Origin of the sequence: Nocardia africana NBRC 100379 (assembly GCF_001612635.1) — a bacterium.
In the GTDB taxonomy this organism is placed as follows: Bacteria; Actinomycetota; Actinomycetes; order Mycobacteriales; family Mycobacteriaceae; genus Nocardia; species Nocardia africana.
This window is the reverse complement of record NZ_BDAV01000009.1, coordinates 146,178-168,434: the sequence shown is the minus strand read 5'-3', so window position 1 is coordinate 168,434 and position 22,257 is coordinate 146,178. Positions and strand designations below refer to the sequence as shown.

The 22,257-nt window shown below is 69.9% G+C and carries 22 protein-coding genes; 13 read left to right on the top strand and 9 right to left on the bottom strand.

The window, feature by feature from the left end; all coding sequences use genetic code 11:
• Positions 1 to 15: 15 nt before the first annotated feature.
• The gene (locus NA3_RS15320) at positions 16 to 402 is read right to left on the bottom strand and encodes a DUF1304 domain-containing protein (protein ID WP_062964299.1); all 387 of its coding nucleotides are present in this window, start codon (positions 400 to 402) and stop codon (positions 16 to 18) included.
• Positions 403 to 832: 430 nt separating this feature from the next.
• Between NA3_RS15320 and NA3_RS15315 the strand changes: the two genes are divergently transcribed.
• Genes NA3_RS15315 through NA3_RS15300 form a run of 4 tightly spaced genes read left to right on the top strand, consistent with a single transcriptional unit; the run spans position 833 to position 4,479 of the window.
• Positions 833 to 1,192, top strand: coding sequence for an STAS domain-containing protein (locus tag NA3_RS15315; RefSeq protein ID WP_218021829.1), 360 nt, complete (start codon positions 833 to 835; stop codon positions 1,190 to 1,192).
• 6 nt (positions 1,193 to 1,198) lie between these two features.
• Entirely contained in the window at positions 1,199 to 1,714 is a 516-nt protein-coding gene (locus tag NA3_RS15310) for an ATP-binding protein (protein ID WP_062964298.1), read from the top strand.
• 60 nt (positions 1,715 to 1,774) lie between these two features.
• Complete coding sequence (locus tag NA3_RS15305; RefSeq protein ID WP_062964297.1) at positions 1,775 to 3,382, top strand: PP2C family protein-serine/threonine phosphatase; 1,608 nt, start codon at positions 1,775 to 1,777, stop codon at positions 3,380 to 3,382.
• A 26-nt stretch (positions 3,383 to 3,408) separates the two neighbouring features.
• Positions 3,409 to 4,479: a cobalamin B12-binding domain-containing protein gene (locus tag NA3_RS15300; RefSeq protein ID WP_062964296.1), complete on the top strand. Its 1,071-nt coding sequence runs from the start codon at positions 3,409 to 3,411 to the stop codon at positions 4,477 to 4,479.
• Positions 4,480 to 4,533: 54 nt separating this feature from the next.
• Here NA3_RS15300 and NA3_RS15295 read toward each other — a convergent pair whose 3' ends face one another.
• Positions 4,534 to 5,886, bottom strand: a complete 1,353-nt coding sequence (locus NA3_RS15295; protein ID WP_062964295.1) for a WS/DGAT/MGAT family O-acyltransferase — start codon at positions 5,884 to 5,886, stop codon at positions 4,534 to 4,536.
• 231 nt (positions 5,887 to 6,117) lie between these two features.
• On the opposite strand from NA3_RS15295, the gene NA3_RS15290 reads away from it, so the two are divergent.
• Both NA3_RS15290 and NA3_RS15285 read left to right on the top strand, forming a co-directional pair.
• Entirely contained in the window at positions 6,118 to 7,578 is a 1,461-nt protein-coding gene (locus NA3_RS15290; protein ID WP_084491614.1) for an NAD(P)/FAD-dependent oxidoreductase, read from the top strand.
• A 124-nt stretch (positions 7,579 to 7,702) separates the two neighbouring features.
• Positions 7,703 to 9,475: a hydroxysqualene dehydroxylase gene (locus NA3_RS15285; protein WP_062964599.1), complete on the top strand. Its 1,773-nt coding sequence runs from the start codon at positions 7,703 to 7,705 to the stop codon at positions 9,473 to 9,475.
• On the opposite strand, the gene NA3_RS15280 is transcribed toward NA3_RS15285, so the two are convergent.
• A complete protein-coding gene (locus tag NA3_RS15280) occupies positions 9,461 to 10,261 on the bottom strand; it encodes a helix-turn-helix domain-containing protein (protein ID WP_062964294.1) in 801 nt (266 codons plus the stop codon). The two genes, NA3_RS15285 and NA3_RS15280, sit on opposite strands and share 15 nt — an antisense overlap.
• A gap of 101 nt (positions 10,262 to 10,362) precedes the next feature.
• Between NA3_RS15280 and NA3_RS15275 the strand changes: the two genes are divergently transcribed.
• From NA3_RS15275 to NA3_RS15260, 4 genes are all read left to right on the top strand, one after another.
• Positions 10,363 to 10,872 (top strand): GtrA family protein, encoded by a 510-nt coding sequence (locus tag NA3_RS15275; protein ID WP_062964598.1) that lies wholly within the window; start codon positions 10,363 to 10,365, stop codon positions 10,870 to 10,872.
• Between the two features lie 102 nt (positions 10,873 to 10,974).
• Positions 10,975 to 11,541 (top strand): hypothetical protein, encoded by a 567-nt coding sequence (locus NA3_RS15270; protein WP_063917544.1) that lies wholly within the window; start codon positions 10,975 to 10,977, stop codon positions 11,539 to 11,541.
• Between the two features lie 684 nt (positions 11,542 to 12,225).
• Positions 12,226 to 12,750, top strand: coding sequence for a copper chaperone PCu(A)C (locus NA3_RS15265; protein WP_062964292.1), 525 nt, complete (start codon positions 12,226 to 12,228; stop codon positions 12,748 to 12,750).
• Entirely contained in the window at positions 12,743 to 13,936 is a 1,194-nt protein-coding gene (locus NA3_RS15260) for a Dyp-type peroxidase (protein WP_062964291.1), read from the top strand. Before NA3_RS15265 ends, NA3_RS15260 begins: the two co-directional genes overlap by 8 nt.
• A 173-nt stretch (positions 13,937 to 14,109) precedes the next feature.
• On the opposite strand, the gene NA3_RS15255 is transcribed toward NA3_RS15260, so the two are convergent.
• Complete coding sequence (locus NA3_RS15255; protein ID WP_039778300.1) at positions 14,110 to 14,460, bottom strand: hypothetical protein; 351 nt, start codon at positions 14,458 to 14,460, stop codon at positions 14,110 to 14,112.
• 190 nt (positions 14,461 to 14,650) lie between these two features.
• The gene (locus NA3_RS15250; protein WP_062964290.1) at positions 14,651 to 14,941 is read right to left on the bottom strand and encodes a hypothetical protein; all 291 of its coding nucleotides are present in this window, start codon (positions 14,939 to 14,941) and stop codon (positions 14,651 to 14,653) included.
• Between the two features lie 221 nt (positions 14,942 to 15,162).
• Between NA3_RS15250 and NA3_RS15245 the strand changes: the two genes are divergently transcribed.
• Together NA3_RS15245 and NA3_RS15240 are read left to right on the top strand one after the other, a co-directional pair.
• Positions 15,163 to 16,143 (top strand): glycosyltransferase family 9 protein, encoded by a 981-nt coding sequence (locus NA3_RS15245; protein WP_062964289.1) that lies wholly within the window; start codon positions 15,163 to 15,165, stop codon positions 16,141 to 16,143.
• 80 nt (positions 16,144 to 16,223) lie between these two features.
• Positions 16,224 to 16,922: a phosphoribosylanthranilate isomerase gene (locus NA3_RS15240; protein WP_062964288.1), complete on the top strand. Its 699-nt coding sequence runs from the start codon at positions 16,224 to 16,226 to the stop codon at positions 16,920 to 16,922.
• Here NA3_RS15240 and NA3_RS15235 read toward each other — a convergent pair.
• The 3 genes from NA3_RS15235 to NA3_RS38620 all read right to left on the bottom strand — a co-directional run bounded on the left by NA3_RS15235 (position 16,861) and on the right by NA3_RS38620 (position 20,764).
• Positions 16,861 to 17,718, bottom strand: a complete 858-nt coding sequence (locus NA3_RS15235; protein WP_062964287.1) for a DMT family transporter — start codon at positions 17,716 to 17,718, stop codon at positions 16,861 to 16,863. The two genes, NA3_RS15240 and NA3_RS15235, sit on opposite strands and share 62 nt — an antisense overlap.
• Before the next feature lie 4 nt (positions 17,719 to 17,722).
• Positions 17,723 to 19,036: a prenyltransferase/squalene oxidase repeat-containing protein gene (locus tag NA3_RS15230; RefSeq protein WP_062964286.1), complete on the bottom strand. Its 1,314-nt coding sequence runs from the start codon at positions 19,034 to 19,036 to the stop codon at positions 17,723 to 17,725.
• A 1,401-nt stretch (positions 19,037 to 20,437) separates the two neighbouring features.
• A complete protein-coding gene (locus NA3_RS38620) occupies positions 20,438 to 20,764 on the bottom strand; it encodes a hypothetical protein (RefSeq protein WP_084491577.1) in 327 nt (108 codons plus the stop codon).
• A gap of 205 nt (positions 20,765 to 20,969) precedes the next feature.
• Between NA3_RS38620 and NA3_RS15220 the strand changes: the two genes are divergently transcribed.
• Positions 20,970 to 21,305: an RNA polymerase-binding protein RbpA gene (locus NA3_RS15220; RefSeq protein ID WP_030517018.1), complete on the top strand. Its 336-nt coding sequence runs from the start codon at positions 20,970 to 20,972 to the stop codon at positions 21,303 to 21,305.
• Positions 21,306 to 21,368: 63 nt separating this feature from the next.
• On the opposite strand, the gene NA3_RS15215 is transcribed toward NA3_RS15220, so the two are convergent.
• On the bottom strand, positions 21,369 to 22,190 hold the full coding sequence (locus NA3_RS15215) for an ABC transporter permease (RefSeq protein ID WP_372464266.1): 822 nt from the start codon (positions 22,188 to 22,190) through the stop codon (positions 21,369 to 21,371).
• Positions 22,191 to 22,257 lie beyond the last annotated feature (67 nt).

The following is a 22,257-nucleotide window of genomic DNA, read 5'->3' as shown; positions in this document are numbered from 1 at the left end:
GGGGCGGCCGTCGCGTCACCCCAGGCCGACAGCCAGAGCGATCACGCCGAGCAGCGGTGGCACCAGCTGTTTGAGGGCCGCGCTCGCCTTGTCGGGACTGGACACAAGCAGCACCAGGCCGGCGGCGGTCATCGAACCGGCGCCGGTGAACACCAGGGTGGCGCCGATCGTCGTCTCACCCGTCGCGAAGACGACGGTGCCGGCGATCACGCAGACGGCCAGAAACAGGTTGTAGAAACCTTGGTTGAAGGCCAGCTGTTTGGTCGTTTCCGCCTCGGCGGCCGAGGACACTCCGAAGACGGCTCGCGTCTTCGGATTTGTCCACGCCACCGATTCCAGATAGAAGATGTAGATGTGAATCGCGGCCGCGAGGCACGCGAGGATGAGACCTGCTGTCGTCACCGAACACCTCCGTGAACGTCGTCGCGCGATATAACCACGCGGCGGCCGGGGCATGCCGATGACACGTCGGGTGTCGCGCCGGACACACCGAACCGGGCCCGCGAATGCCGCACCATGCCACCCGGACGTGCCGTTCGCCGCCCAATCGTCAGCCGGCGTCTGCGATTTCGCTCGCTGCGCGGCGAGTGCGGCAGGTCCGAGGTGACGAGCCTCGGCGGGCGGCGGCCGACGCGTGTCCCGGTGGGCGCGCGGCGGCCGTTACACTCGGTGATCTTGCGAGGTTGAGACCACAGCCGCGCGCGGCACCGCGAACCATGCCGAGTATCGCGGTGTTCGTCATGCGCAGATGTGCCTGCACACCTCCGCCCGGCCGTCGCGATGCATATTCGTTCGTGGGGGCCGGACACGGATGCCGGAAGGGTGAACACACGTGGGATACGAAGACCACAGCGGCTGCACCGCCGATGTGATCTCGGTCGGCGACTTCGTGGTGGTGACCGCGGCGGGTGAGGTCGACTCGCATACCGCGCCGCGCCTGGATGCGGCTGTCCAGCAGGCCGTGACTCGCCAGCCCGAACAGCTGATCGTGGATCTGTCGGCGGTCGAGTTCTTCGACTCCTCGGGAATGAATGTGCTGGTCCGCGCGCTGCGGCAGGCGGGACGAGTGCTGGTGGTGGCGCCGCGGCCGGTGCGGCGCGTGGTGGAGGTCACCGGCCTGTCGACGGTATTCACCCTCTTCGACGACGTCGATGCCGCCGTCGCCAGCGCTGCCACCCACACGAACGGCTGATCTTCCATGCGTCACCCCGAGAGCTCCCGTCACCCCGAAAGCGGCGCTCAGAAGGCGGCGGCCACCGGCGGGCAGCGATCGCTCGAGGACCTGCACATCGAATTCCGGGCTCGGTCCGAGGAACTGCAGCGGGTGCGGACCCGGCTGCGGGCCTGGCTGACGGGCACGAGCCTCGGGCCGGATCGTGCCTACGATCTGCTGCTGGCCGTCAACGAGGCGTGTTCGAATTCGGTCGAGCACGGGCATCGTGGCGACGGCCGGACCGTGGTGTTGCACGCGTCGGTCGCGCATGCGATCCGCATCACCGTGTCCGACAGCGGGACCTGGCGCGCGCCGCGAGCGGACGAGGAAGTCGATCGCGGTCGCGGCCTGCCGATGATGAACGCCCTGATGCCCGGCACCCGCGTCGTCTCCGGCGCCGACGGTACGACGGTCGAGTTCGTGGCCTCGCTCACCGCGGAGTCCCGTTCGGATCCCGACACCGGACAGTGGTCCCGGCGCACCTCCGCGGACCAGCAGTGACACCGGTTCCGCTGCGCTGCAGCGGGTTTCGCGCGTGCGACCGGATATGAGGAGGCCGCCATGCCCGAATCCGTCGTGAGCGACGTTGACCGATGGTCGGCGGTCCCGCACCCGGCCGTGGTGGTCGATCGCGGCGGCACGGTGGTGGCGCTGACCCGCGAGGCTGCCGCACTGTTGCCGGACGCGGCGGTCGGTGTGCCGTTGCCGCGTGCGGTGGCGCCCTGGTTGTCCGCCGCCCACGACGCGGCGGCCGGATCGGGCATCGTGGCGTCGCCCGCCTCGGTGTCCGGCCGCGTGGATGGACGCGAACTGCGTGCCGTCGCCTCTCCCGGCGCCGACGGCACGATCGTCTGGTGGTTGCTCGGCGACACCGTACGCTCGCTGCACGAGAGCCGCTCGGAGTTGGTGCAGGAACGCGAGCGGACCGCATTCCTGTCGCAGGCCTCCGAGCAGCTGCTGGCCTCGTTGAACGTCGACCGGTGCGTGGAGACGACAGTCCGGCTGGCCGCTCGCCACCTCGCCGATGCCGCGGTGGTGGTCACTCCCCCTTCCGGAGCGACGCTGTCGGTCGCCTCGTGCGACGAACACGGCGTGGTGCGGGGGACGGTCGTCGAGGCGGATCCCGATACGGTGGCCGGGCTGAGCGAGGCGCTGCGCGGGTTTCCGCCGATTCCCTCGCAGTGGCTGGATCCCGCGGCGGTGCCGTCGTGGTTGCTGCCGCCCGGTTTCGAGAACCGCACGGGCTCGGTGATCGTGACTCCCCTTCCCGGCCACGGGGTTTCGGCCGGGGCGCTGGTACTGCTGCGCCGTTCGGGCGAGCGGATCTTCGACGTGCGCGACGAGATCTTCGCCCAGTTGTTCGCCGGCCGTGCGGGTATCGCGCTGTCGGCGGCGCGGCTGTATGCCGAGCAGACCAGCATCACGGCGATCCTGATTCGCGAGCTGCTGCCACCGCAGCTGCACCGCGTCTACGGAATCGAATTGGCCGGCGCCTACCGGGCTTCGGAGAATCACGAGATCATCGGCGGAGATTTCTACGACGTGCATCGCGCGGCGACACCGGACGGGGAAACGCTCGTCGTTCTGGGCGATGTCTGCGGGAAGGGTCTCGAGGCCGCCGTGCTGACCGGCAAGATCCGCAACACGATCCACGCGCTGGTGCCGATGGCCGACGATCATCAGCGCATGCTCACCCTGCTGAACAACGCGCTGATGTCCTCGCGCCACGGCCGATTCGCCACGCTGGTGCTGGCATCGGCAGTGCACCGGGAAGGACGGGTGCTGCTGCGGTTGACCTCCGCCGGGCATCCGCCGCCGTTGATCGTCCGGGCCGACGGGACCGTCGAAACGGCCGAGACGCGTGGGCAATTGGTCGGCGCGCTGCCCGACATCAGCGCCACGACGTTCCGGACCTCGCTCGCCCCCGGGGAAACCTGCCTGCTCTACACCGACGGTGTGACCGAGGCCCGCGGCGGACCGCTGGGCCGGCGCATGTTCGGAGAGGAGCGTCTGATCGCCGCGCTGGCGCAGTGTGCGGATATGCCCGCGGAGGCGGTGGTCGAGCGCATTCACATGCTCACCACCCAGTGGGTCGGCCGCAACCAGCACGACGACATCGCAGTCGTCGCGATCACCGCGCCGCGCAGCCCGCACATCGTGATCGACTGACCCGTACCGCGAAGGAGCCACCGTCCATGTCCGAGCCGCCTCGCCGAATCACCGTGGACCCCTGCGCTTTTCGCGACGAGTTGTGGACGGCGGTCACGGGCCGTGACGAACGTGCGGCGATCGATATCGTGCTCGCGGCGCTGGATTCGGGACTCGAACCGGACGCGGTTCTGCTCGATGTGATCGCGGCGGTGCAGCGCCGGGTGGGTGCGGAATGGGCCGCGAACACGCTCAGTGTCGCCGACGAGCACACCGCCACCGCGATCAACGACCGCGCCGTGACGGCGCTGGCCCTGCACGCGGCCGCCGCGCACCCCGCCTCGGCCGGGCGGGTCACGGTCGCGTGCGTGGACGGTGAATGGCATGCCCTGCCCGCGCGGCTGGTGGCCGAGGTGCTGCGGATGCGTGGCTGGCGGGTCGATTTTCTGGGTGCCCAGGTGCCCACGCGCCACCTGATCGCGCACCTGCACAACACCGGCCCCGATGCCGTATTGCTGTCGTCCTCGCTGCCGACCCGCCTGCCGTCGGCGCACGGCACGATCACCGCATGTCAGGCGGCCGGGGTGCCGGTGCTGGTGGGCGGTGCGGCGTTCGGGCCGGACGGCCGCTATGCGGATCTGCTCGGCGCGGACGCCTGGGCGCCGGACGCGGCGACCGCGGCCGAGCTGCTCGCCCGGGGGCTTCGGCGCGAGCAGCAGCCCCCGGACCGACCGCACCGGACGCTGCCGCACCTGACCGATCAGGAATTCACCATGATCGCCCGCAGCACGCCACAACTGCTGGCCACCACCATGGCAGAGCTCGAGCACCGCTTTCCCGCGATGCGGGAGTATTCCGAATTCCAGCGGGACCGCACGGCCGAGGATATCGCGCAGATTCTCGAATTCCTCGCCACCGCACTGTATCTGGACGACGACGAGTTGTTCACCAGCTTCGTCACGTGGACGGCGGGCGTGCTGAGCGCGCGTGCGGTGCCCGCGCAGTCGCTGTTTCCGGTCCTCGATTCGCTGGGTGAGCAGCTGCAGGACTTCCCGCGGGCGCGGCGGATTCTCGCCGCCGCCACCGACGCCCTCACCGGCACCGCGCGGATCGCCTGACCACGGGCGCCCGCGGCGCGCCCGGCCGCGCCGCCTTCCGGCTGCGGAGCCCGGCTACTCCAGTTCGGCGAGGGATTCGTCGAGTCCGGTCAGCAGCCGCTGCAGATGCGGCACACTGCGCCGACACCCGACGATGCCGAAATGCATGGCGCCATCGGAACTGATCGTCGTGATGTTGACCGCTTGTCCGTCGAGGGGAATCGAGGCCGGATACACCGCTTCCAGACCCAGGCCGTTCCAGTACCGCGGCTCGGCGGCGCCCGGGACGTTGGAGATGACGATGTTGAACGGCGGCGCGACCGCCGGCAGCCGGACCGGTAGCGCCGCGGTGGCCAGTCCTGCCACATTGACCGCCGAGAGGCCCAGGATCTGCAGCGGCGTCAGCCGCGACATGGTGTTCTTGGTCCGCGTCATCGAGGCGTGGATGCGGGCGAGTCGCGCGGCCGGGTCCGGTTCGTCGGTGGCCAGGTCGCACAGTGCCGCACCCACCGAATTGCCCTCTCCCGCCGCGGTTTCGGCGGTGCCGCGCAGCGAGACCGGCACCATCGCGATCAGCGGCTCGGCCGGCAGCGCCTGCTCGGCGAGCAGATATCGCCGCAGCGCCCCCGCGCACATCGCCAGCACCACATCGTTCACGGTCGCTCCCGTACGCGCACCGACCGCGCGCAACCGCGGCAACGGCCAGGACTGCGCGGCGAATCGCCGGGCACCCGTGATGGCGACATTGAACATCGTGTGCGGAGCCCGAAAGGGGTGCGGTTCGGGATAGTCCCGCGCGATTTCGTATGCGCCCGAGAGCAATTCGGGTACGGCGCTGCCGATCCGCCCGGCCGCGCGCACCGCGTCGGCCGAGCGGCGCCACAGCGAGTTCGAGCCGGCGCCCGAGCCTCGGCCGGGCGAGCGCCACGGCGGCACGCAGTCGCGGGCAGCGGGATCGGGCGAGAGGACCCGCTGCCAGGTGCGCACGGCCGACACACCGTCCATCAGCGCGTGATGTGTCTTGGTGTACAGGGCGATCCGGCCGTCGGCGAGCCCGTCGATGATGTAGACCTCCCAGAGCGGACGATGGCGGTCCAGCAGCGATCCGTGCAGCATCGACACCAGTTCCAACAGTTCACGCACCCGCCCCGGCGCGGGCAGCGAGAGCAGCCGGACGTGGTAGTGGAGATCGACGTCGTCGTCGAGATCCCACCGCAGCGGGGAGAAACTCGCCAGCGACCGCGCGGGCCGGCGCCGGAACACCGAGGTGAGTCGGCCGGTGCCCGAGGTCAATTCCTCGCACAACTGCCGTGCCGATCGCGTCTGTGAGTCCGAGGGACGAAACAGCGAGAGGCCACCGACGTGCATGGGATGTTCGCGCGATTCCAGCAGCAGGAATGCCGAGTCCAGGGGTGACATCAATGCCATCGCGGTACCTCATCACGGTCGTGTCGATCGGGCCGGGCGGCCACGCCTTCCGGTGATCATCGCGGAGGTGACCGGATCGGGTGCGATCCGGCGTGTCACCGGCGCGGGCGGCTCGAGCGTCGGTAATAGCCGCGAACAATCGGTCCAAACATATTGACAATGCGAGAGAGGCAGCTTCATCCTCTCATTAGGACATAGTGTCCGAACATAGTGACCCGGAAGGCGGCGCCGATGCCTACCGACGAACCTGCCGACTCTTCGCCGACCGATTCGGACACCCACGCGACCGCCCGGGGCCTTCCGGAACACGACCGAGCGTTCCGCGAAAACGACTGCGCTGTCATCGATTTCGCCGACGTGGTGGTCGTCGGTGCCCGTTGCGCGGGTTCGGCCGCGGCCATCACCTTCGCCCGCGCGGGGCGGCGCGTCGTCGTCGTGGACTCGGCCCGGTTTCCCTCCGACACCCTCTCGACCCACCTGCTGTGGCCGGCGGGCATCGCCGAGGTGGCGGCGCTGGGCGCGTTGGATCGGGTCCTGGCGCTCGGCGCGCCACCGTTGCGGATCGCGTTCGCCGCCGGCGCGGGCCAGGTGGTCCGGGCGCCGTTCACCGCCGTGAAAGGCATCGACTACGCGATGTGCGTGCGGCGCATCGGATTCGACGCGGCCCTCGTCGCCACCGCCCGCGCCGCCGGCGCCACCGTGCACGAATCGATGCGGGTCACCGAGCTGATCCGCGACGGCGGCCGGGTCGCCGGCGTGCGCGCCGTCGATCGCGCGGGGGCCACCCACGAGATCAGGGCCCGCCTGGTCGTCGGCGCGGACGGGCGGCGTTCCACGGTGGCGCGGCTGACCGGCGCCCTCGATCCGTACCGCAGCAAGGCCAGTGGGCGGGCGTGCTACTTCGCCTACTGGCGCGACGGCCGCCCGGAATGGCGGACGACGGCGGCGCAATGGCGGGCCGGGGATCTTCTGGGAACAGCATTCCCGTGCGAGGACGGTGCGGTGTTGTCGCTGATTCAGCCGCCGGTCACGCGCGGACCGCGCACCGCCGGGCAGACCGAGCAGCGCTACCGCGACATGGTGGCCGCGATCCCGGAACTCGCCGCGCGACTGGCCGATTGCGAGCCGATCGGGCGCGTGCGCTCGGCCACCGACATCGTCTCCTACTTCCGCCGCTCCAGCGGTCCGGGCTGGGCGCTGCCCGGCGACGCCGGCCATTTCAAGGATCCGGTCACAGCGCAGGGCATGCGCGATGCGATGCGCTACGGGCGGCTGCTGGGCGAATACGCGGCCCCGGTACTCGACGACCCGTCCGCACTGGACCAGGCACTGACCCGATGGGAGCACCGGCGGGAACAGGACTGCCTGCCCATGTACCAGTGGACCAACCGGCTCGCCCGCGGCACCGAGATGACACCGCTCGAGGCGCAGCTGTACCGCGCCGGTGCGGCCGACCCGCACCTGGCCGGCCTCGCGCTGGATGTGATGACCCGCGCGCGCACCCCCGACGAACTGCTGACCCCGGCGCGCGCGGCGAAGTTCGCGATGCAGGCACTGGCCCACGCACCGGCGACCGCGGTGGTGGACACCGTGATTCGCGAGGTGTGCGACACCGCGCAGGACTGGCGGGAACGCCAGGCGGCGCGGTGGGGTTCGGCCTGGTCGCGGTGGCCCAGGGCAGTGCGCAAGTAAGGGGCGGGCCGGCCGGCGGGCCCTCGAAACTGCCGGACCTCGGTGAAACGGATTCGCAGGCAGAGACTTTCGGGCTTCGGGATCGACGCAGGGCCGGTCCCGCTCGCTGATTCGAGGAGTGGACATGACCGGTCGGGACAATGCGGGTGGATTCGGCAGGCGGCAGTTGCTGCGGGGCGCGGCGGTGGCGGGCGCGGCCCTCGCGACCAGCGGCGCATGGGCAACGGTGGCGGCACGCGCCAACCCCGCTCGCCGCCAGGTGAACCCGGGGCGCACGGTGGCGGTGTTCGGCGGGGGCGTGTCCGGGTTGACCGCGGCCCACGAACTGGCCGAACGCGGCTACGCGGTCACGGTGTACGAGCCGACCGCGCTCGGCGGAAAGGCGCGCAGCATGAGCGTGCCCGGCACCGGGGCGGGCGGACGCGCGGATCTGCCGGGCGAACACGGCTTCCGGTTCTTCCCGGGCTGCTACCAGCACGTGCCGGACACGATGGCGCGAATACCGTTCCCGGGCAACGCCAACGGCGTGGCCGGAAATCTGATCCGGGTGGAATCCACGGTCGCCGGATTTCCGGATCTGCCGCCGGTCACGGTGCCGACCGAGATCGCCGGGCTGCGCGAACTGAACCCCGAACGCATCCGCAACTCACTCGTCGCGGGATTCGGCTTCGTCCCGCAGTTGCCGCCCCAGGAACTGGCGTTCTTCGGCGACCGGATGATGATGTGGTTCACCAGCTCCCCCGAACGCCGCTTCGGCGAATGGGAGTACCGATCGTGGGTGGACGCGGTGGGTGCCAACGGTAAGTCGCAGGCCTATCGGGACTATCTCGCGCGGGCGCTGACCCGGATCACGGTGGCGGCGAAGTCGGAGACCAGTTCCGCGCGCACCATCGGAACCATCGGGGAGGCACTGGTTTTCGCGGGCGCCGGGATCGCGCCACACTACCGCGGCGGCGTGGACCGGATTCTGAACGGCCCCACCAACGAGGCGTGGATCGATCCGTGGGTGACGCATCTGTCCGGACTGGGAGTCCGCTTCGTCACCGGCGCGGGCCTGACGCGCCTGCGCCTGTCCGGCGACCGGATCAGCGGCGCGAACGTGGGCGGGCGTGCGGTGCAGGCGGATTGGTACGTATGCGCGATGCCGGCCGACCGCGCGGCGACGATCCTCGACGACGACATTCTCGCCGCCGACCCGGCGCTGGCCGGGATGCGGGAACTGGTGCTGGACTGGATGGTCGGCGTCCAGTTCTACCTGCGGCAACCCACCGGCGTGCCGGAAGGACATATCGCGGCCCTCGGCTCGCCGTGGGCGATCACCGCACTGCGGCAGGCGCCGATGTGGCGGGGCGATTTCGCGGCCCGCTACGGCGACGGGACGGTGGTGGAATGCCTGTCCGCGGACGTGTCGGACTGGGACACCCCCGGCATCCTGTTCGGCAAACCGGCCAAGCAGTGCTCGAAAGACGAAGTGGTACAGGAGGTATGGACGCAGCTGAAACGCTGGCTCAACACCGGCACCGGCTGGCTGCGCGACGACGACCTGCATTCGTGGTTCGTCGATCCTGGCGTGCATTTCGAGGAGGGCGGCAACCGCAACGACACTCCGCTGCTGGTGAACACCGTCGGCTCCTGGGATCACCGCCCGGAGGCGCATTCGGCGATCGGCAACGTGTTCTTCTGCGGCGACCACGTCCGTACCGGCATCGATCTGGCGACGATGGAAGGTGCCTGCGAGGCGGGACGCAAGGCGGCCAACGCGATGCTCGACGCCGCCGGTGACGCGGCGCCGCGGGCGGCGGTGTTCCCGATGTACGCACCGCCCGAACTGGAGCCGTTCAAGCGCATCGACGCCGACCGCTATCGGGCCGGGCTGCCGCATCTACTCGATATGTGAACGGCCGCGCAGGAATTCGGCGGTCTCCGGGCTCGCGGGCAGAAACGACTCGATCGCGAGTTCGGCGACGGTGACGTTCATCGGGCTGCCGAAGATGGTCATGGTGCTGATGAAATCGAGTTCGATGTCCCCGCGCTCCGGGTCGTGGTGGCGCAGGCGCAGCGGGACGACGGCCTGATCCGGTTCGGGCAGGCCGGGATCGTCGCGGCCGCCGGGATATTCGAGCAGTTCGGTGCGTAGCGCGGCGAGATCGGCCGAGCCGGTGGCCTCGATCTGGCGATCGACGCGTTCGAACAGATGTCCGCGCCACTGCGCGAGATTCAGGATGCGCGGTGCCAGCCCCTCGGGATGCAGGCTCAGCCGCAGCGCGTTGACGGGCGGAGTGAGCAGATCGGCGCGAATGCCGTCGAGGAACAGGGCGACACCGGAATTGGCGTCGACCATGTTCCACTGGGCGTCCACGGCCAACGCCGGATACGGCTCGTAACCGGTGAGGATCTGCCGCATCGCGGTGCGGACGGGGGCCATGGTGGGGGTATCCAATCCGGGTTCGGCGTAGACCGGGGCGTAGCCGGCGGCCAGCAACATCCGATTGCGTTCGCGCAGCGGGATGTCGAGCTCCTCGCTGAGGTGCAGGATCAGCTGGCGGCTCGGCGTGGACCGGCCGGTTTCGACGAAGCTGAGGTGACGGGTCGAGGTTTCGGCGCGCCCGGCCAGCTCCAGCTGGCTGAGGCGGCGGGTGCGACGCCAGTGGCGCAGCAGATCCCCGGCAGTATGGGTCGGCACCTGCCCGATCGTATGCGGCCCCGGTCGCCGCGACGATTACCTCGCGGGTCATGATCGCTGTCCGGATGCCCGGCGCCCGGCTCACGGTTAGGGTGGAGTGCGTGTCGTTGGTGCAGGCTGGACTGGACCGGCTGCCCGAACGTTGGCGCGCACTGTTGCTCGCCCATCGGGAGCTGATGAAATTCGCCGTCGTCGGCGCGATCACCTGGTTCGTGGATACCGGAGTGGTGTACGCGCTCAAGCTGACCGTGCTGCAGGACAAGCCGCTGACCGCGCGCGCGTTCGGCGTGCTGATCGCGACGATCGTCTCCTACATCCTGAACCGGGAATGGTCGTTCAACACTCGGGGTGGGCGTCAGCGCAGCCACGAGGCGGCGCTGTTCTTCGCCGTCAGCGCGCTCGCGGTCGGCGTGACCCTCATTCCGCAGGCTGTCTCGCTGTACGTCTTCGACATCCGGGTGCCGCACGTGAGCACATTCACCCAGGCGGTGTCCAACTTCATCACCGGGCAGATCCTGGGCGTGTTGCTGGCGATGGCCTTCCGGTTCTGGGCGTTGCGGCGGTTCGTCTTTCCCGAGGATCTGCGCGAAGCCGAGCTGGAGATCCTCTGACCCCACCCGGCCGAAACCCCGCGCGGTGACGGGCATCACGCCCGGTGGACAGCGATGGACCTGGCGGCCGAGCCCGCGGGCGAGCACCGATATCATGATCTCGTGCGCGCAACGGCCGACCCTTCCACGCAACTGCGTGGTGGCTGCGTCGGCGCCGCCGCGGGCACGGTGAGTATCGCCGCGCACGCCCTCGGTGGTGGCGCGGTGGTGCCGGGCTCCGCGGCGATCATGATGCTGATCGCCGCTAGCACCGCGATCGGCTGCCTCGCCGCCCATACCCGCACCGGGCTGTTCCGGCTGATGGGCCTGCTCGCGGTCGGTCAGGCGATCGGCCATCTGGCGCTGTCGCTGTCACCGCACTGCCACGACGTGCTGATCACCGCGCCCATGCTGGTCGCGCATCTCGCGGCGACGGTGGTCGGGGCGGTCCTCGTCCGCGGCGCGGAAACCACACTGCGACGCGCGGTTTCACTGATTCGCCGCGTGGTCGGCGCGATTACGCCCATCCTCGGAAGCTCCGGCGCTCCGGTCGTCGTCTCGGTGCCGGATACGGTGACCGCGCCGCGGCGGCTCGTGCTGGCTTCCGGCACCGGGCGGCGCGGGCCGCCGAGTCTCACGCTCGTTCGCTGCCTCGCACCGCGTGTGGGCGTGATATCGGCACACCGGTAGACGCGTCCAGGCCGGTTCGCGTCCGGACCATGGATGGCGGGCAACGGCTGAGCCGCCGGATGTGCCCATAGTTCTCGAGAGCTGTCACCACGGCGCGCACAGCACGTACCGCCGCGCCCGTGGGCCATACCGGCACATTGCCGGTCGGCAGTCGGCTGTCGGGGATGCAGCTCTCCGAATCGACCATGACCGCACGACACGTGGGACGGCTCCCGCTGCTGTGTGGAAGTGGTCGCTCGAGCTGTCGTGCATCGGGCCGACGTCGGCGCGTCCGCGTTGCCGGCCACCGTCACCGCTGTGGCGGCCGTGGCCCACCGCGGATCGCGCAGTGCGGTTCCGGCCGGCTGCGGTTTCCGAGGCGTCCCGGATCGATCGGATACGCCGAACGGCTTGCGAGCGGCTGATTCCTGCGATCGCCGAGGTCGCACTCTCCCCTGGCACGCAGCAACGAGCGAATACCCGGCACCCGGTAAGCCTCGCTCACCCCGTATGCCGCGCAAGGCGTGGTTCGACGGTGTGACGAGCGCCCGTCGCGGTGAGTGCCCGCCACGACGTGCCGCCTGCTCGATGACAACCCTTCTCATGCAATGGAGTTCACCAATGTCCTCTCTCCCCCACACCGGGCGTTCTGCCCTCGCCTCGGGTGACCGCGGTCCTCGCCGGGCGACCCGGCCGTCCCGCCGCATGGCCGCGTCCGTGCGCCGGCACCGGTCCGCGGGTCTGCTGATCACCGCCGCGGCCTCGATCCCGCTGCTGCTGGCCGGATGTTCGTCCGGCGGCACATCCCCTGCGGCGGACGCCAACTCGGTGACCGTGAACGATCAGTGGATCAAGGCCGCCGATGCGGGGATGTCGGCGGCGTTCGCGAATGTCGCCAACAACAGCGACCACGAGATCCGCATCGTCGACGCGACCAGCCCGGCGTCGGCGCGCATGGAGATCCACGAGGTGGTCCAGTCGAACGGCACGTCCATGATGCGGCCCAAGGCCGGTGGACTGGTGATCCCCGCACACGGCAACGCGAAGCTCACGCCGGGTGGCGACCATCTGATGTTCATCGATCTGAAGGCTCCGCTGCGCACCGGGACGCAGACACCGATCACGGTGAAGTTCGCCGACGGCACCAGCACCACCTTCACCGCCCAGGTGCGTGACTTCGCGGGCAATCAGGAGAACTACTCACCGACGACGGCCGCCCACGGTGGCTGAGCGGCTGTCGCGGCGCCGATTGCTCGGCGGCAGTGCTGCCGCGGCGGGTGCGGCGGGGGTCGCGGGGCTCACCCTCGGCGCCGAACGCTGGGCCCGCCACACCGAGACCGCCGACCCGGGGACCGCCCGCGAACCGTTCTACGGACCGCACCAGGGCGGCGTCGCGACCGCGCCGCAGCAGCACGCGGCGTTCGTGGCCTTCGATCTGCGGCCGGGCACCGCCCGCGCCGACCTCGTGGGATTGCTGCGCATCTGGTCCGGGGACGCGGCACGGCTCGCGGCCGGTGAGCCGACGCTGGCCGATACCGAACCGGAACTGGCTCACCGGCCCGCCCGGCTGACCGTGACCGTCGGATTCGGCCCGCGACTGTTCACCGTGGCGGGGCTCGAATCCGCGCGGCCGCACTGGCTCACCCCCCTGCCCGGCTTCACCATCGACCGGCTCGACCCCGCCTTCTGTGCGGGGGACCTGCTCCTGCAGATCTGCGCGGACGAGGCGACGACGGTGGCGCACGCGGTGCGGGCGCTGTCGCGCAGCGTGACCTCGCTGGTGACCGTGCGCTGGACCCAGCGCGGATTCCGCAACGCCGCTGCCGGGCAGACGATGCGCAATCTGATGGGTCAGGTCGACGGCACGGTCAACATCGCTCCCGGAGCCGATTTCGATCGGCTGGTATGGGACGACGGCGCGGCGCTGCCGTGGCTGCGCGGCGGAACGTCGATGGTGCTGCGCCGGATCGCGATGAATCTGGACACCTGGGACGAACTCGACCCCGAGGGGCGGGAACTGACCGTGGGCCGGCGCATCGCGACCGGGGCGCCACTGACCGGGACCCGCGAATCCGATAATCCGGATTTCGCGGCCGTGGACGCCCACGGCATCCCGGTCATACCGCCCTCGGCGCATATCGCCCGGGCGCACCACACCAGCGACGGCGAGCGTTTCCTGCGGCGCGGCTACAACTACGACGATGCCCCCGCGCCCGGGACCACCTCGAATTCGGGGCTGTTGTTCGCCGCCTACCAGCGCGATATCGCGGCGCAGTATCTGCCGGTGCAGCGCCGCCTCGCCGAATTCGACGCCCTCAACACCTGGACCACACCCGTCGGGTCCGCGGTGTTCGTGATTCCGCCGGGAATCACCGACGCGCAGGGCTACATCGGCCAAACCCTGCTGGAGGGCTGAGCCTGCCGTCGCGCGGGCATTCGATGCGGTCCGGCAGCGACTGCCGGACCGCATCGAATGCACTGCGGCTCACTGTGACCGCTCGGCCTGGTGGCTCAATGCCACAGCCCGGACTCGGGGCTCAATGCCACAGCCCGGACTCGGGGCTCAAAGCCACAGCCCGGACTCGGGGCTCAGTGCCACAGCACGGCGACGAACACGTTGGCGATGGCGAGCAGTCCGGCGGCGTCGGCCATCCAGGCAATGGTCTTGCCACGCTTGGCATCCGCGTGCGCGATCTCGGCGAGGCCGGCCACGGCGACCGCGATGACCAGTTTCACCACGATCTTGGCCATGTCTAGATTCTTGTCGAGCGAATCGATGCTGTCGGCCATGCCGACCAGAATCAGACCCGTGACGATCTGTGCTCGCGCACCCCAGAGCATCACCTGCGACACCGCCGGCCGGCCGGCGGCATATCCGCCGATCACCGCGGCGAGACCGAGCAGGTGGGCGATGACCACCAGGTTGTAGACCACTGTCATGGCTCACAGCGTAGATCATCCGCATCGATTCAACGACACGGCGTAGTAGGACTGCTCCCGCCGGTAGCACCCGGATATCGCACCGCCGCAGGCGTTCTCACGGGACCACCGTGCACGGTGCCGTTACCTACCGTGCGCAGACACGGCTCCGCCCCGCGCCCGAGCTCGGACGCGGGGCGGAGCGGGAGAATCATTCGACGATCAGCAGACTGCCGCGCGGCACCATGGTGATGCCGGCCGGGTCGACCTTGCCGATCACCGGTCCGGTGCATCCCCGCCCGGCGTGCACCTCGATCACCTTGTCGGTGCTGTTGCCGACGGTGAGCTGGTAGGCGTGCGGTTCGATGCAACCGGTCGGGTTGTTGTAGATCTGCCCGTTGACGGTGACGGTGCCCTGCGCGGCCTGCGCGGCACCGGCGCCGAGCACTGCGAACGCGCCCGCCGCCACAGTGGCGGTGATGAGTCCAGCGGTGCGAATCATGAAATCCTCCAGTTTGTTTCGGCCCGACCGTCGCTCAGGTTACCGGTTCCCCCGCCGCCGTCGACAGCACCGGCGCGGACCCGGCGGAAATACGCGCGTTTCACGCCGGATCGCCTCGGGTAGTCATCCTCAGGTGGCTCTCTTCGGTCGTGCCGCGGCAACGGTGCGAAATCGAGTGGGTCGGGACTGCTGGGTCGCTCGGTGATGGCTAGGAGAAGAGGGTGGCGGTTGTACTCGTGCTGCGCGCACGTGGACTGGGTGATCTTCTCACCGCGGTCCCGGCTCTTCGTGCGCTGCGCCGGGCGAGGCCACGCGATCACATCGTGCTGGCCGCACCGCACCGGCTCAAACCCATCGTCGACCTGATCACCTCGGTCGACGAAATGGTCGCGGCCGCCGACCCGCACACCATGCGCTGGGACGGCGCGCCGCCCGCGCTGGCGGTGAACCTGCAGGGCTCGGGAGCCGAGGGCATCGTCGAACTGGCCCGCACCGAACCCGCCCGGCTGCTCACCTACCGCAATGCCGCCTTCCCCGATCTCGACGGCCCCGAATGGCAAGCCGACATGCACGACATCGACCGCTGGTGTCATCTGCTGGAATCGGCCGGAATCAGCGCCGATCGCCGCAATCTCGGCTTGGTGCCGCCGGTGGCCACCACCAGTCACCGCGACTGCGTGGTCGTGCACGTCGGCGCCGGAGCGCCCGCCCGCCGCTGGCCCGGTGAACGATTCGCCGCGGTGATCCGGCATCTGCTGGTGCAGGGCCGCGAGGTCGTGGTGACCGGTGACGAATTCGAACGCGACCTCGCCCTCGGCATCGCCGCACGCGCCGGGCTCTCACACGACCACGTCCTGGCCGGACAACAGAATCTCATCGAATTGGCGGCCACTGTCGCCGAGGCCGCGCTGGTGGTGTGCGGCGACACCGGTGTCGCCCACCTGGCGACCGCCTTCGGCACCCGCACCGTCGCGCTGTTCGGTCCCACCGCGCCCGGCCACAGCGGGCCGCCGCCGCATCTGTCCGGCCGCCACATCGCGCTGTGGGCGGGCCGCACCGGCGATCGCGACAGCGACACCCCCGATCCGGGGCTGCTGCAGATCACCGTCCCCGATGTCGTGGAGGCCGTCGACACGCAACTGGACCGCCGCCGCTGGGCCGAGGCCGACCGGCGCGGCACCGCCTATCGCCGCGTCGGCTGAACACGCCGCCGCGACGGCGGAGATCGTGGTAATCGCCACGAACCACCGGACAGGACACATTCGGGCAGTATCGTGTGCCGATGATCACCGTCCGAACGAAAATCTGCGGTATCCGTAGCGAGTCCGATCTCCGGGCCGTCGTCGCCGCCGATGCGGACGCGGCCGGATTCATTTCGGGCACGACGCATTTCAGCGAAGACGAACTCGACCCGGAATCGGCACACCGATTGTCCCGGCTGGCGCCCTCCTCGATGGAACGCGTACTGGTCACCCATCTCACCGATGCGGCCGAGGTGTTGCGCCTGGCCGACCGGATCGGCGTCGACTGCATCCAGCTGCACGGCCTGATCTCCCACGACACCGCGCGCGCGGTGCGGCGCCGTGCGGGCGGGCGGCGAGTGATCCGCGCGGTCCACGTCACCGGCCCGGAGGCGATCGTCGCCGCCGAGCGCGCGGCGCCGGATTGCGATGGGCTCGTGCTGGATTCGCGCTCCACCGACCGCCTCGGCGGGACCGGGCGCACCCACGACTGGTCGATCAGCGCGCGCATCGTCGAACTGTTCGACACCCCGGCCTTCCCGGTGATGCTCGCCGGTGGCCTCAACCCGCACAACGTCACCGCCGCGATCGATGCCGTCCGGCCGTCGTGGGTCGATGTCAATTCCGGCGTCGACGACGGCCGGGGTGACAAGGATCCGGCGACCTGCACCGAATTCGTCAGGGCGGCACGCGATGTCGCGGCGCCGATCGCTGCTCTAGCCCGGCCGCGATCAGAATGAGCAACCCCGCGGCGGCGGTCGCCGCGGTGGGCACGCTGCGGGTGGCCACCGCACCCACCAGGGTGGCCACCACCGCCTCGTTGAGCCCGATGACGCTGGCGGTGGCCGCGCTCAATCGCCGCAGCGCCTGCCAGTAGAGCGCGAATCCGGGTCCGAGCAGGGTGGCGCCCACCGCGGCCAGCTCGGCCGCCACCCGTCCGGACGGTGGATCCAGCGCCAGCAATGGGCTGCTCGCGATGCCGCCGAACAGCAACTGCAACGCCGCCGAGGTGATCGTGTGATCCGGTCCCGAGTGCCGGGCGACGACACTGACCAGCATCGCCACACATGCCGCACTGCCCAGCGCCAGGGCGCATCCGGTCAGCGCCGCGATCTGCGCGTCGCCGCCCGGGTGCCGCCGGGCGACCAGCCAGATCGCCGCCGCGACCAGCAGCAGTTCGAGCAATACCGGCAACGTCGGCGCTCGCCGGCCGCGGACCAGTGCGGCGGCGATGATGAGGACCGGCGCGGTCAGGTGCAGCGCGACCACCACCGGCAGTGGCCCGATCCGCAGCGCCGCCACGTACAGCGCCAGATTCGCGGCCTCCAGCCCGCCCAGCCGCAAGTACAGCGCCGGATGGGCGGTCAGCGTCGTCCACGGGTGCTGTCCACGCAGCCGCGCCCACACCAGCAGCGGCACCGCTCCGCCGAGGGCCACCAGGCCCGCGGTGGTGGGAGCGGCCAGCGATGCCAGCAGGGCACTGGAAGTACCCCACAGACAGGTCACCGCGACCATGAGCACGAGCGGGCCGCGCATCGGCTCAGGCGAGCAGATAGGTGACCACCGGCATGACCAATGCGGTGAACGCGGCGAATACCGCACTCGCCACCCGCCGCTTCGGTAGTCGCGGAAAGCGCGTCGCCAGACCGCAATACGCACCCACCGCGACGAGCACCGTCCCCCACACCACCAGCGCGCGACTGCCGACGGTGCCGAATACGGTGTGGAAACCGACCGCCAGCGCGAACACCGTCGCCCCGGCCGACACCGCCAGTACCAGCGACGCTTGTCCCGCAGTCGAATTCATCAGCATGCGATGGCGGCCCAGCGTCGCGATCGCCTGCGGGTCGGTGCGATGGGCGCCGTCGACCCGGCAGATCTCGTCGTACACCTTCGCCGGATTCACCCGCTCGTTGATCGCCGGACGCACCTGCAGCAACGCCTCCAGCGCCTGAGTGGTGGCATAGGAGGTGACCGGCCCCTCGTCCGAGATGCGGAATCCGCCCCGATAGATGGCCAGTGCGTCCATCTCCTGCATATCCAGCAGCGCGACGATCGCCGCCCGCACGGCCGGGTCGAAGATGGTGCGGCTGTCGGCCGCGATCACGGCCCCGACCGCCAGGTGCAAGGTGAGGTGACGCCAGGTGTCGACGAGATCGTCACGGCGGAAGATCTCGGTCTCGATATCGCACTCACCGCGGCGCAGTCCGGTCAGCAGTCGCTTGACCGCCAGCTCACACGCCCGCTCGGCGCGCTTGTCACCGATCCGGACGATCTCCGGCCGGGCGAGCACGGCGGCGATGTGCGCCGCCGCGTACATCGGCAACGTCCGGGGCTCCTGGAACATCGACGACACCAGGTAGGCGATGCCACGCGAGATGGCCTGGTGGCGTTCACCGTCGAAGGCTCCGCCGCCGATCAGCGCCTCGACCGCGGCCGCGGTCGCGGTAATCGACACCGGGCCAAGGAAACCCGACATCCGCCAGCCACCGGTTTCGGAATCCTGCTGGTCCAGCAGATTTCGCACGGCGCCGACCAGACCGGGGTCGGACTCCTCGACCTCGAGGCAGCGCAGGGCGCGGATCCGCCACGCGACGTCGATCGGGGTGCGGAAGTACCATTCGTCGCCGATCGGCCGTTGCACGACCGTTGCCCGCACCAGCATGGCGACCTTTGCGGCGCGCGGGATTTCGCACCCCGCCCGGTGCAGGATGCAGACCACTTCGGCGGTGTTCTGCGGATTGGGCGGCACGTCGGGGATCCACCCCCAGCCCGCACCCCCGTCGAGATGCGGTAACTGACTGCTGCGCAGCCATTCCACTGCCATCCGGATTCGCTCGTCGATGTTCGACATGGCCCTCCGCCCCCTTGATACGAAGCCCCGTAGATTTTCGATGGGGCTGATAACCGCCAAGTTACTCGGATGGTCCGACAAGCCGCGCCGCTGTTCTGCGCCCGAATTGCCTGGTAGCGAACATATTTCGGTTCCGTCTCGAGCCGCGCCGCGGGGATTTCCCGGGTGGGCGTCACGAAAGACCAAGGCCGCGACCAGGTTTCACCGAGCCACCGCGCGGGCGTATACGACCCTGGACGCGCCGGTTATCTCCCGGCCGCCGAGTCGTAGCCGGAACGCTTCCGCGCCGACTCCGAATTGCAACGCACGACGCGCCGATACCGTCCGCCACCGACCGCGCTGCGCAAATCCCGTGACAGAGCTCGCCTTCCGCCGACGGCGAACCGGTACCGGAGTATGAGAGCCGAACAGTACGGCCGGGGGACGCGCGCCGGGTATCACGGCCCGCACACTTCGCCTCATGACCACCATCAGCTCCCCCGCCCGTCGATGGCACCGGCCGTTGCTGTGTACCGCGGCGGCGATGGCGGCACTCACGCTGTGCTGTCTGTGCGCCGCACTGTTCGACGATCGCCGCATTCTCGGTGAGTCGATATGGCTCAAACCCGGCAAGTTCGGGATCGCCTTCTGCCTCTACACGCTGACGCTGGCGTGGCTGCTGTCGGTGCCGCACCGCGGCGCGCGCGTGACCTGGTGGGCGGGAACCGTTTTCGCCGTCACCGGCGTCGTGGACGTCGGTTTCATCGTGGTACAGGCCGCGCGCGGCACCTTCAGCCACTTCGACACCGAAACCGACGCGGTCAATTCGATCGGCCAGATGGTGTTCGCCTCCGGTGTGCCGGGCCTGTTCCTCGCGAATCTCGTCGTCGCGGTGATCCTGTGCCGCCAGCGCGTCCTCGACCGTCCCACCAGCCGGGCCGTGCACGCCGGGCTCGCCATCGCCGTCGCCGGGATGGCGCTCGGCTATCTGATGGGGTTCACCGGCGAGCAGACGGTGCGTGACGCGCAGGGCCGTCCGGTGCGGCTGGCGGCGGGCCATACCGTGACCGATGCCGCCCTGCCCGTGCGCGACGGCGTGGGCGACATGCCGATCACGCACTGGAGCACGATCGGCGGCGATCTGCGGATTCCGCATTTCGCGGGACTGCACGGCATCCAATTCCTGCTCGCGGCCGTCGCGATCGCGGCCTTGCTCGCGCGGCGGCGGCCCTGGCTCGACGAACGGGTGCGCGCCCGGCTGATCGGTGTGCTGGGCCTCGGCTACGCGGGGTTGGTGGCACTGCTGTTGTGGCAGGCGCTGCGGGCGCAACCGCTGATCCACCCCGACCGCACCACCATGCTCGCATTCCTCGCACTGAGCGCGGTGACCGTGGGCGCGGCCGCGGCCGTCGTACGGCACGGTCAGCGCAGCCGTTCGGCGTCCTTGGCTAGTGCGACCAGATTGGCGGTCAATTCGGCCAGCTCCGACGGGTCGGCGCCCTCGGCGACGGCGGTGGCGACGTCCTCGGCCGCGCAGCGGGCGGCGAACCAGCGGTCGGCGAGATCGGCGGCCTCCTGAGCGCTCAGCACCACCGCGTCCTCCGGAATGCCGGTCCCCTCCAGACCCTTGCGATGTTCGTAGGCGCGCTGGCGGCAGGATTGCCGGCAGTAACGGCGGCGGCGGCCGATCTCGGTATCGGCGATTTCCCGGCCGCACCACAGGCACGACGACAGCACACGGCGCGACATGACCCGACACCTTAGCGGCCCGCCCGGCACCCGCGCCCGGGCCACGCCGGAACCGGCGAATCACCGCTACCGGCCGGGCCGGGAACGGCCGGGCCCGGCCGAAGCCGTAAAATACACCGGTTGACCGTCGCGGGAACCGATCGGGCCGCCGGCGCGTTGATAGTCCAGTAGAACGTTGCCGACAGGCCAGAGAGGACCGCACACCATGGCAGATCGCGTACTCCGAGGTAGCCGGCTCGGAGCGGTGAGCTACGAGACGGACCGCGACCACGACCTGGCACCACGTCGAGTGGCGCGGTACCGGACCGACAACGGCGAGGAGTTCGACGTCCCGTTCGCCGACGACGCCGAAATCCCGCCGACCTGGCTGTGCCGTAACGGTCAGGAGGGCATCCTGATCGAGGGCACCACCCAGGAACCCAAGAAGGTCAAGCCCCCGCGCACCCACTGGGACATGCTGCTGGAACGCCGCTCCAAGGAGGAGCTCGAGGAACTGCTGCAGGAGCGCCTCGAACTGCTCAAGACCCGGCGCGGCCGGTAGAGACACACAACGAAAGTCCCCTCGCACCCACCGGTGCGAGGGGACTTTCGGCTGTCGGGACCGTCAGTGACTGGCCACCTTGCGGTACTGCAGCAACGCCAGCGGCACCGCCACGGCCAGAATCGCCACCGAACACGCCACCGCGTATTCCACGCAGTGGTCGACCGGCCAGCCGTGCGGGGCGGCGAAGGTCGGCGGTGAGCTGTTGGCGAACAGTTTGCGCCCGGATGCCGAGACCGCGGTGATCGGATTCCATTCCGCGATCGAGCGCAGCGGGCCGGGCAGCGTCTCGGCGGAAATGAAGGCCGAGGAGATGAACGTGACGGGGAACAGCCAGATCAGCCCCGCGCTCTGCGCGACCTCGACATTCGGCGCGATCAGCCCCGTCAGCGCGCCCACCCACGACATCGCGAACGCGAACAGCAGAATGATCGCGAACCCCAGCGCCGCATCGGCCACCGACCCGTTGATCCGCCATCCGACCAGATAACCGCAGGCCACCATGACGGTCAGCGCCACCACGTTGACCATCGTGTCGGACAGGGTGCGGCCCATCAGCACCGCCATCCGCGACATCGGCAGCGTGCGCATCCGGTCGATGATGCCCTTCTGCAGGTCGTTGGCCAGGCCCACGGTGGTGAACGCGGCATTGAAGGCCACCGTCTGGGTGAAGATGCCGGCCAGCAGGAATTCGCGGTATTGGCCGCCGCCCAGCGACGCCCCGAAGATGTAGGCGAACAGGAACACGAACATCAACGGCTGGACCGTCGCGGTCACCAGCAGCGTCGGCACCCGCAGGATGGTCAGCAGATTGCGGTAGGCGATGATCGCGCTGTCGCGGAAGACCCGGACCGGGGCCGCGATCGTCTGGACGTCGCTGTCGATGTCGGGCCGCGTCGCCGCCGCGTCGGTCTGCGTGGGCTCCGGCGCCGTCTCCGATTCGGCGACCGCC